This window comes from Arenimonas sp., from assembly GCF_044348765.1.
GTDB lineage: Bacteria > Pseudomonadota > Gammaproteobacteria > Xanthomonadales > Xanthomonadaceae > Arenimonas.
On record NZ_JBIKSE010000054.1, the window covers coordinates 1 to 8,042 of the forward strand.

Here is an 8,042-nt window from a genome sequence, read left to right on the forward strand (position 1 = left end):
CCCGGGATACCTGATCTGGGCTGGCCGGCATGATTTCCAAAACGAGGCGTGGTTTGGCCCCGGACACGTCCACTCGATCACTGAGTTTGGCAGCTTGAGCCAGGTCGAATACCACACGCAGACCGGTCGGGGTTTTGCCCTGCCGCACGGCCAGGACCGCTCCGTTTGCTCCGGGAAGTTTGAACTGCGCTCCGAACTCGGCGCCTTCGATATCCAATACCGCCCTGTCCGGTCCTTTTAATAAAAAGGCTTTGTAGGTGCTTTGCTGGCTGATTTCAACGAAAACGCGGGTCGCGGCATCGTCCTGAAGCAGGATGATTTGTGACACTTGGGTGGCGGATGACGCGGAAACGATTCCTGCACATGCCGATAAGGCCAGGCCCAACAGTGTATTCAGGTAAATACTCATTCTGGAATTCAAGCACCGTAACTGAGTTAAATCAAGATTTTATTATACACAGCGAATACACAGTTTAACTCCCGTTCAAATCTTTGTAGCGCAGGAATGCCCTGATCCAAGCGACTGCAGCCATTTATCGCCACGCTCGCTGTTGGCACGGACATCCAGAGTCCGCCCCTCTCCTTCCATGGCAAGAGCTACTGTCACATCAGCGGCTGGCAACCATCCTGCTCCGCGTTGCGGCCACTCCACCAACATCACCCGCAGTCGTTCAAAAATTCCGTCCAGCGCCAGATAATCCAGCTCATCTGGGTCAGCAATGCGGTAAAGATCCATGTGCACGGCATCCCGGCCGTCCGGTATGGCATAGGACTCGATAAGGGTGTAGGTCGGACTTTTGATTGAGCCAGAAACGCCCAATGCCTGTAAAAATGCCCGGGCAAACACGGATTTCCCTGCGCCAAGATCACCCTCAAGATAAACCACGGCTGCATCCGGGCAATGCGTAGCCATATGTTCAGCGATGGCCGCCGTGGTCTCAGGGCACGGGCTTTGCAGGCGGATGGTGGCGGAGTCCGGACGGGTCATGCTGGCATTATACTGAGTGCATGGATTGCACGGCATTGCTGGATAAAATCAAGACACACAGCCGAACGCTCGGCTTCACCGGTTTCGGCATCGCCGAAGCCAGACTGGATGCCGACCAGGCCCACTTGCAGGACTGGTTGGCCAAAGGACAGCACGGCCAGATGGCCTATATGGCACGTCACGGCGACATGCGGGCACAACCGGAACTCCTGCAGCCGGGTACGCTTTCGGTGATTTCCGTGCGGATGGACTACGGAACCGATCCCGAGCAGGCCTGGACGACTCTGGCCAGTTCGGACAAAGCCTACGTGGCACGCTATGCCCTTGGCCGCGACTACCACAAGCTGATGCGGCAACGCCTGAAACAGCTGGCCCAATTCATCGAATCTGAAATCGGCTTCTTTGGCTACCGGGTGCTCGTAGATTCGGCGCCGTCACTGGAACGGGCACTGGCACGCAATGCCGGTCTGGGCTGGATCGGCAAACACACCTGCCTGATCGACAAAGATGAAGGCTCTTGGTTCTTCCTGGGCGAAATCTATACCGATCTGGATCTGCCAGGAACCTCACTGGCGCCGCAGGGGTATTGTGGAACATGCACGCGTTGCATCGACATCTGTCCGACCGCCGCTATTATTGCGCCGAACCGTCTGGATGCCCGGCGTTGCATCAGCTATCTGACCATCGAACATCAAGGCAGCATTCCCGAGGAGTTCCGCAAGGCCATCGGCAACCGCATCTTTGGCTGCGATGATTGCCAGTTGGTCTGCCCCTGGAATAAATTCGCCAAAGTCCATGCCGAGCCCGACTTCACCGCTCGTAATCGTCTGGATGAGGCTAGCCTTCTGGACTTATTCGCTTGGTCCGAAGCCGAATTCCTGCGACGCACGGAAGGCTCAGCCATCCGACGTACCGGCTACATCAACTGGCTGCGCAACCTCGCGGTCGCAATCGGCAATGCTGAACCGAGCTCGGAACACATGGATGCCCTCCGTGAAAAATGCAATCACGACGACCCCGTGATCCGCGAACACGCACAGTGGGCACTACAACAGCTTACGGCGAAACTCAAGATTTGAGCATCACCCCGAGCAGTTCCCGCGTGATCGGATCCAGATTCGACAGATCTGATTGATCGCCTTCGACGCAGGGCATCAATCCGGTGGCAATCTGCTTGCCGAGTTCAACACCCCATTGATCGAATGCATTGATGCCCCAGATCCGGGACTGAACGAACACGCTGTGCTCATAGAGAGCCAGCAGCAACCCGAGAGCATAAGGCGTGAGCTCGTCGAGCAGCATGACCGTGGACGGACGGTTGCCCGGATAACGGCGCTGGGGATCCTCGCTGGGTTGCCCATTAGCTAGCGATTCGGCCTGTGCCAACAGGTTGGCAAGGATGAAATGATGATTGGTCGGCTGGCTATGACCGGAGATAACGACGCCGATAATGTCCAGAGGTACCGTTCCGATACCCTGCTGCAGGTACTGGAAGAAGCTGTGCTGGCTGGGGTTACCGCTGGCACCCATCAGGACAGGACTTGTGGCCTGCAAACAGTCGGCACCGTCGAGGGTCACCGACTTGCCCAGACTCTCCATAATCACCTGCTGCAGATGTGCCGGCAGCAACTCCAGCCGCTCATCATAGGGAATAATGCCCTGCGTGCCATAACCCATGCCGTTGCGGTTCCAGACCGACATCAGCGCCTGCCAATACACCAGGTTGTCAGTCATCGGCGCATTGATGAAATGTGCATCCATATCGGCCGCACCCCGCAGGAATTCACGGAAAACCGGCATACCCAAACCGAGGACCACCGGAAATGCTACCGCCGACCAGACCGAGAAGCGACCACCGACCCAATCCCAGATCGGCAGGATATTGTTTGGCGGCACATCGAAAGCCGCCGCGCGGGATGCGCTGGCGGTAATGGCGAAAATGCGTTCGGAATCTCCTGCCCAGGCTTTCAGCACAGCCCCGTTAATCAGGGTTTCCTGGGTCCCGAAGCTTTTACTGACTAACAATACCGCGGTTTTCTGGGGATCGAGCACAGTGGTATAGCGGTCAAGATACATGCCATCGGCCGAACTGAGGAAATGAACTCTGAAGCCGCTATCACCGAATTCCGACAGTGCATTGAGGACCAAGCGTGGGCCAAGATCGGATCCACCGATACCGACACTAAGAATATCGGTAATACCCTGATCTTTCAGGCGGCCTGCCAGACGACTCATGGTTTCGAGCACGGCTTGCGCCGCGGCATACGCGGCACGCGACTCCGGGCTGTCACCCAGGTTGCTGCGCAGTGCGGTATGCAGCACCGCTCTGTCTTCGCTGCGGTTGATACGTACACCGTCGAACAGCTGCCGGACTTCCGCCTGGATGCCGGACTCCTGCAGGCGCTGTTGCATATCGGCCAGGGCCTCAGCATCCAGATGCTGACGGGCGAAGCTGCAGTACAGTGGCCCCAGCCGCCGTGCGAATGCTGTTTGCCTGCCCGGTTCGGCAGCAATCAGCGCACTGATTGACTGTTGCCGGCAACGCTGCGCATGCCCCGCTAATGCCTGCCAGTCTTGTTCATTCCACATGTGATGATTCCTTATTCAGAGGATTTCAAATTCAAGATTGTCGATCAAACGGGTGCGTCCTAGAAAAGCGGCAATCAATGCCACCCGCTTTTTGTCTACTGCACGGCTTTCCTTTGCCAGCATGGCTGAGCGGACTTCTGCGTAGTCAACGGTGAAGCCCAGTGCCTGCAGTTCCGTTTCAGCCTCTCGTTCGATCTGTGCCGCCGGCGTTCCGGCGATACAAGACGCCCGCATGGTGCAGAGTGCCCGGTAGATGGCCGTCGCAGCCTCGCGCTCACCTTCCGAAAGATACTGATTGCGGGAGCTCATGGCCAGTCCAGAGGTTTCACGCAGTGTCGGCGCCGATATGATGTCGACCGGGAAACTGAGTTCTTCGGCCATATAACGGATAACCTGCAGCTGCTGATAATCCTTATTCCCAAAAACGGCACAATTGGGCTGAATCATATTGAACAGGCGGGCTACCACCGTTGCCACGCCATTGAAATGCCCCGGGCGATGCGCTCCGCACAGGATGTCGGTGATGCCGGGTACGTGCATCTGCACGCAACCCATGACACCAAAGGGATACATGGCATCGACAGATGGCAGAAATAGGGCCGCGGCACCCGCTTCGGCCAAGCCCTCGGCATCGCGCTGTTCGGTACGCGGGTAGCGGGCATAGTCCTCGTTTGGACCAAACTGGGTCGGGTTCACGAATATGCTCACCACGACCGCATCGCAATGCTGAAGCGCCAATTCCACCAGCGCATAATGTCCGGCATGCAGATTGCCCATAGTCGGCACCAAGCCTATGCGTCGGCCTTCCTGCTTCCAATTGTCGATGCATATACGCAGCGTAGCGAGATCCCGGTAGGTCTGCATCAATTATAGCCATGCTCGGTTTTAGGAAATTCTCCGCTTTTGACTTCGGAAACATAGGCCCGGAATGCTGCTTCAATTGAATCACGACCTTTCAGAAAGTCTTTAACGAAACGCGGACGCCGATGACCAGAATTGATTCCTAGCGCATCGTAGGACACCAGAATCTGTCCGTCGCAATCGAGGCCGGCACCGATGCCGATTGTGGGAATATTGATACTACGGGTGATTTTGGCTGCCAATACGGAAGGAACACACTCAAGCACCAGCAACTGCGCACCGGCAGCCTCGACCTGTTGGGCCTGTGCCAGCAAGCTATTTGCCGCTTCTGACCCCCTGCCCTGGACCTTGAAACCGCCCATACGCAGCACAGACTGCGGCGTCATACCTAAATGCGCACATACGGGGATTTCACGCGTGGTCAGGTGGTCAATGGCATCCAGTACGAAGCCGGAACCCTCAAGCTTGACCATGCTGGCCATGCCCTCAGCCAACAGAGCGGTGGCGGCATCCAATGCACGACTAGGCGACGCGTAGGTTTGAAATGGCATGTCGGCAATCAACAATGCCGAGCTCAGGCCCTTGGCCACGCAGCGACTGTGATAGACCATGTTTTCCAATACAACAGACACGGTATTAGTGCTTCCATGAACCACCATGCCGAGCGAATCGCCGACCAAAACAATATCGATGCCTGCCGCATCCATGGCTCGTGCGAAACTGGCATCGTAAGCCGTCAGGCTGGCGATTTTCTCTCCCGCTGTTTTCATCCGACGCAGATCGGGAACAGTCACAGCAGGGCGACTGGATGGATCATTGGGGTTGATATACATGCGCTATTCCTTGAGCAATGCGGCGGATGGGTTGTTCGGATACACGGCTCATCAGGGGCATTAAAGCACCTAAACCCGGAACTGTCAGTTCGGGAGCGATTTCTGCCAAAGGGATCAAAACGAAAGCTCTTTCCGCCATGCGCGGATGCGGAATCTGAAGCTGCGGGGTATCGATCTTCACATCGCCATAAAGCAGGATATCGCAGTCCAACAGACGAGGGCCCCAGCGCAGGCCGGTGCCGCGGTCCCTACCATGGGCACGCTCGATCGCTAGCAGTGCCTCCAGCAAAGCTTCGGCCGGCAATGCGGTATCGATTTCCACCACCGCGTTGATGTAGTCATCCTGTACCACACCCCCCCAGGGCGGACTCGCATACAGGCTGGATATGGCAGTGACCCGAGTCTTTGGCAAACCTGCTAGTGCGGCTGAAGCCGAATGAAATGCGGCAACGACATCGCCCTGATTGCCACCCAATCCGATGAATACGCGTGTAGCCATTGGGACTTATCCGTCAGTGCTTTTCGGTTTGCTTCGACGGCGACGGCGCTTCGGTGGCACATGGGCACTTTCACCGTTACTTGGCTTGCTTTGGCCTGGAATACTCTGCGCCAGCTGTTCAGGCGCCATGTTCTGCGCCTGTTCCCAGAACTGCAGCTCCTCGGCCAGCTCGGGAATACCAGTGGCGCGCAGGGCCAGAAAATCGAAGGCGGCACGGAAACGCGGATGTGCCAGCAGACGGAATACCCGCTTGCGGGTGCGCTGATTGAAGCGGGTCTGTAATTGCCAGATTTCATGCATCGGCAAAGAAAACCGGCGCGGAATGGCGACGCGCTCTAGCTGACGTAAGGTCACACGATCGGCCGCACGCTGCTGCGCCACGCTCAATTCAGCGCCGGAGTTTTGCAGGATGGCCAGCTCACGGCAGTAAGCCGGCCACAACAGACACGCAAACAAGAACCCGGGTGCGACCGATTTATCGGCATTGACACGGGCATCGGTCTGACGCAGGGACTCCAGAAGCATATCGCGCAATGTTCCGGTACGATTGGTCTGCAGGGCTTTGGCGGTGTCGGGAAAAAGGATATCAAGCAGGCCGAAACGCTCCAGAAGCAGGAAACTCTTTTCGGCGCTGCCGGCCAGAAAAATCTTCAGGCATTCATCGAATAATCGGGCCGATGACGAACTGGCCAGCAAACCGGCCAATTCCGGAATCGGCTCGGCAGCACTGGCATGGATGCTGAAGTCGAGCTTGGCAGCCAATCTCACGGCTCTTAGCATCCTTACCGGGTCTTCACGGTACCGTGTAACCGGATCGCCAATCAGGCGGAGCACCCGGGCTTGCACATCGGCATAGCCGCCAACGATATCGCGCACGCTGAAATCTTCGACCGTGTAGTACAGGGCATTGGCGGTGAAATCGCGGCGGAAAGCATCCTCCTCGAGCGTGCCATAGACGTTATCACGAATTAGATGTCCCTCTTCATGCACTTGACGGTCGCCCGCTGCCGTATCATCGTCCCCGGACGCGCGGAAGGTCGCGACTTCGATAATTTCCTGGCCGAACATGATATGTGCCAAACGGAAGCGCCGGCCAATCAGGCGGCAATTGCGAAATTGCGCACGCACCTGGTCCGGAGTGGCATTGGTGGCGACATCGAAGTCCTTGGGGTGTCCGCCGATCAGAAGGTCACGGACGGCGCCGCCGACAATATAAGCCTCGAAGCCGGCATCACGGAGTTTGTAAAGCACCCGAAGGGCATTTGGACTGATGTCCTTACGCGAAACACCATGGTCGGCACGGGCGATGACCGTTTCATCACCGGATCCTTGGCGGTCGCTCATGGCGCTCCCAAATGCAGTAAAATAATCACGAACGCAAACCCTTTGGCAGATCAGCCATTTTAAGGGTTTTCACTCTCATTAGGTGATTTATGCCATTTGTCGTGACCGAAAACTGCATCCGCTGCAAATACACCGACTGCGTCGAAGTCTGTCCAGTCGACTGTTTCCATGAGGGCCCTAATTTTCTAGTCATCGATCCGGTCGAATGCATCGATTGCACCCTGTGCGAGCCAGAATGCCCGGCTAAGGCAATTTTCCCAGAAGATGACGTGCCGGCAGGCCAGGAACATTTCGTATCTTTGAATGCCGAACTGGCCGCGCACTGGCCGGTCATCACCACCCGCAGCGAACCAATGCCGGATGCCGCCGAATGGGACGGCAAGGCCGATAAATTCCAGTTCCTGCAGAAATGAAAAAGAGCGCCGTTAGGCGCTCTTTTCAATATGGGCCATTGCTCAGAGTTTCTGTTTGAGCTGAGCCAGAAGCTGTCCCGAAGCCGCACTATCATTACCCGCACCATCCGGCCCAAGGGCGACGATGCGCGATTTCCCGGCGTTGTTCTGAACCGAAACCAGCATGGTCTCGCCGCCGAAGCTCACTTCGTAACTGGAAATTCCTTCAACCGCGCTGATGATCTCAGCGCCTTCGATTTGCCCCAGAGCGGTACCGACCCGCTTCCAGGTCGATGCCACATCGGTGCTGACATTGATGCTGCGAACAATCTCGCTCGAAACGGCATTGATACCAACTGCACTCTTGGGCGGAATCTTCAAGGCCTCACGATCATCAGGCTTGCTCAGGCCGGGAGGAACAAGCAGGGGCTTGGTCAGCTCGACGCCCTCATATTCGGATTTTTTGCTGAACAAGTGCCAGCCACAGCCCTGAAGCAGCAGCGCGGGAAACAGAGCCAGAAGCGCGGCACGCGCAC

The 8,042-nt window shown here is 56.9% G+C and carries 10 protein-coding genes; 2 read left to right on the top strand and 8 right to left on the bottom strand.

Annotated features, from left to right (window positions below):
* On the bottom strand, positions 1-409 hold a 409-nt coding region (locus tag ACIQ0Q_RS07920; RefSeq protein WP_395772398.1), incomplete at its 3' end, for an AMIN domain-containing protein.
* A 75-nt stretch (positions 410-484) separates the two neighbouring features.
* Positions 485-988 (bottom strand): tRNA (adenosine(37)-N6)-threonylcarbamoyltransferase complex ATPase subunit type 1 TsaE, encoded by a 504-nt coding sequence (gene tsaE, locus ACIQ0Q_RS07925; protein ID WP_395772399.1) that lies wholly within the window; start codon positions 986-988, stop codon positions 485-487.
* A gap of 20 nt (positions 989-1,008) precedes the next feature.
* On the opposite strand from tsaE, the gene queG reads away from it, so the two are divergent.
* Positions 1,009-2,067, top strand: coding sequence for a tRNA epoxyqueuosine(34) reductase QueG (queG, locus tag ACIQ0Q_RS07930; protein ID WP_395772400.1), 1,059 nt, complete (start codon positions 1,009-1,011; stop codon positions 2,065-2,067).
* Here the strand turns inward: queG and pgi are convergent.
* From pgi to pcnB, 5 genes are read right to left on the bottom strand one after another with little or no spacing between them, the layout of a single operon-like run.
* The gene (pgi, locus tag ACIQ0Q_RS07935) at positions 2,057-3,577 is read right to left on the bottom strand and encodes a glucose-6-phosphate isomerase (RefSeq protein ID WP_395772401.1); all 1,521 of its coding nucleotides are present in this window, start codon (positions 3,575-3,577) and stop codon (positions 2,057-2,059) included. The two genes, queG and pgi, sit on opposite strands and share 11 nt — an antisense overlap.
* 15 nt (positions 3,578-3,592) lie before the next feature.
* Positions 3,593-4,444: a pantoate--beta-alanine ligase gene (gene panC, locus ACIQ0Q_RS07940; protein ID WP_395772402.1), complete on the bottom strand. Its 852-nt coding sequence runs from the start codon at positions 4,442-4,444 to the stop codon at positions 3,593-3,595.
* A complete protein-coding gene (panB, locus tag ACIQ0Q_RS07945) occupies positions 4,441-5,271 on the bottom strand; it encodes a 3-methyl-2-oxobutanoate hydroxymethyltransferase (RefSeq protein ID WP_395772403.1) in 831 nt (276 codons plus the stop codon). Before panB ends, panC begins: the two co-directional genes overlap by 4 nt.
* Positions 5,252-5,770, bottom strand: coding sequence for a 2-amino-4-hydroxy-6-hydroxymethyldihydropteridine diphosphokinase (gene folK / locus ACIQ0Q_RS07950; RefSeq protein ID WP_395772404.1), 519 nt, complete (start codon positions 5,768-5,770; stop codon positions 5,252-5,254). The genes panB and folK overlap by 20 nt, the downstream gene beginning before the upstream one ends.
* A 6-nt stretch (positions 5,771-5,776) precedes the next feature.
* Entirely contained in the window at positions 5,777-7,114 is a 1,338-nt protein-coding gene (gene pcnB / locus ACIQ0Q_RS07955) for a polynucleotide adenylyltransferase PcnB (RefSeq protein ID WP_395772405.1), read from the bottom strand.
* Positions 7,115-7,203: 89 nt separating this feature from the next.
* Here pcnB and fdxA point away from each other — a divergent pair, with 89 nt between their 5' ends.
* Complete coding sequence (gene fdxA / locus ACIQ0Q_RS07960; RefSeq protein ID WP_395772406.1) at positions 7,204-7,527, top strand: ferredoxin FdxA; 324 nt, start codon at positions 7,204-7,206, stop codon at positions 7,525-7,527.
* Between the two features lie 42 nt (positions 7,528-7,569).
* Here fdxA and ACIQ0Q_RS07965 read toward each other — a convergent pair.
* On the bottom strand, positions 7,570-8,042 hold a 473-nt coding region (locus ACIQ0Q_RS07965; protein ID WP_395772407.1), incomplete at its 5' end, for a hypothetical protein.